The organism is Streptomyces sp. NPDC055506, assembly GCF_053643595.1.
Genome location: NZ_JBSHKH010000287.1, coordinates 1 through 1,670, shown reverse-complemented (window position 1 = coordinate 1,670; position 1,670 = coordinate 1). Strand labels below are relative to the sequence as shown.

The 1,670-nt window shown below is 67.4% G+C and carries 2 protein-coding genes; both read left to right on the top strand.

Going from position 1 to position 1,670, the window contains the following annotated elements; all coding sequences use genetic code 11:
• On the top strand, positions 1–832 hold an 832-nt coding region (locus ACWIF2_RS40675; RefSeq protein WP_454366738.1), incomplete at its 5' end, for a phosphopantetheine-binding protein.
• 45 nt (positions 833–877) lie between these two features.
• Positions 878–1,670, top strand: a 793-nt coding sequence (locus ACWIF2_RS40670; RefSeq protein ID WP_454366736.1) for a beta-ketoacyl synthase N-terminal-like domain-containing protein, incomplete at its 3' end; no start/stop codon positions are given.

Sequence of the window (1,670 nt, the reverse complement as noted above, 5' to 3'; positions counted from 1 at the left end):
ACGGGGCGCGGTCGCGACCTCGCTGGCCTGGGGCATGTGGCACGGCGAAGGACTGGCCAATGAACAAGGCATGGGGGAGGAGCTGAGCCTTCGCGGGCTGCGCGCGATGGATCCGGATCAGGCGATCTCGGTGCTGCACCAGGCGCTGGACCAGAACGAGACCGTCCTCAGCGTCACCGACATGGACTGGAAACGCTTCGCTTCCCTCTACACAGCGGCCCGGCCGAGCACCCTGCTGGACGAGCTGCCCGACGCCCAGCTGACTGCGCACATCCCTGCGGCGCAGACGGACTCCGCGCCCCGCTCCCCCCTCGCCCAGCGCTTGACCGGCATGTCCCCGGCCGAGCAACGCCGGATGCTCCTGGACCTGGTTCGCGGCGAGGCCGGTGCCGTTCTGGGGCATGCGGAGTTCCAGGAGATCGACTCCCAGCGCGGCTTCCTCGAATCGGGCTTCTCCTCCCTCACCGCGGTGGAACTACGGAACCGGCTCAACGCGGTGACCGGACTCAAACTTCCTCCCTCGGTCATCTACGACCACCCCAACCCTTCCGCGCTCAGCCGGCATCTCCAGGCCGAACTGGCACAGGACGGGGGCGACAGCCAGGAGTCCCTCCTCGAAAGCCTCCGGCAGATCGAGGCGGCTGTGCTGGCGGAGTCCGTCACCGACGGCGCACGCACCCAGCTCGTCGAGCGCCTACGGGATCTGCTCTGGAAGGTGGACGACGCCGGACCGGACCCCAAGGCCAACGGCGTCATCGACCGATCCGTGATCGAGTCCGCCACGGACGACGAAATGTTCGCGTTGATCGACGAAGAACTCGGGCTTGAGTAATACGCCCTCCTGATCGGCACTTTATCGAGTGGGAGAAGAAGCGAAATGGTCGGCGTGGAAGACAAGCTTCGGGGTTACCTCAAGCGCGTCATGACAGACCTGTCCGAGACCCGGCAGCGGCTGCATGCCGCCGAGACCAAGTCGAGGGAACCGATAGCGATCATCGGAATCGGGTGCCGTTTTCCCGGGGGCATCGAATCCCCCGAGGACTATTGGCGGTTGCTCGTCGAGGGCGAAGATGCGGTCGCCGAGTTCCCTGATGACCGGGGCTGGGACCTGGAATCGCTGTACGACCCGGACCCTGACGTGCCCGGCAAGAGTTACGCACGCGAGGGCGCGTTCGTCTACGGGGCCGGTGACTTCGACGCGGCATTCTTCGGAATCTCACCCCGCGAAGCACTGTCCATGGATCCGCAGCAGCGGCTGCTCCTGGAGGCGTCCTGGCAGGCGATCGAACGCGCGGGAATCGACCCGGCCTCGCTCCGTGGCCGCGAGGTCGGGGTGTTCGCCGGGGCGGCCCGGTCCGACTACGTCTCCGGCAGCCGGCAGATCCCCGACAGCGCGGAGGGCTACGCCATCACCGGCGGATCGTCCAGCCTGCTCTCCGGCCGGATCTCGTATGCGCTGGGTCTTGAGGGGCCGGCGGTGACGGTGGACACGGCGTGCTCGTCGTCCCTCGTGGCGCTGCACCTCGCCGCTCAGGCACTCCGTGCCGGCGAATGCTCGATGGCGCTCACCGGTGGCGTGTCCGTCCTGGTCAACCCCTATCCGTTCGTTGGTTTCAGTCGGCAGCGTGGGCTGGCGCGGGATGGGCGGTGCAAGTCCTTCTCGGCGGACG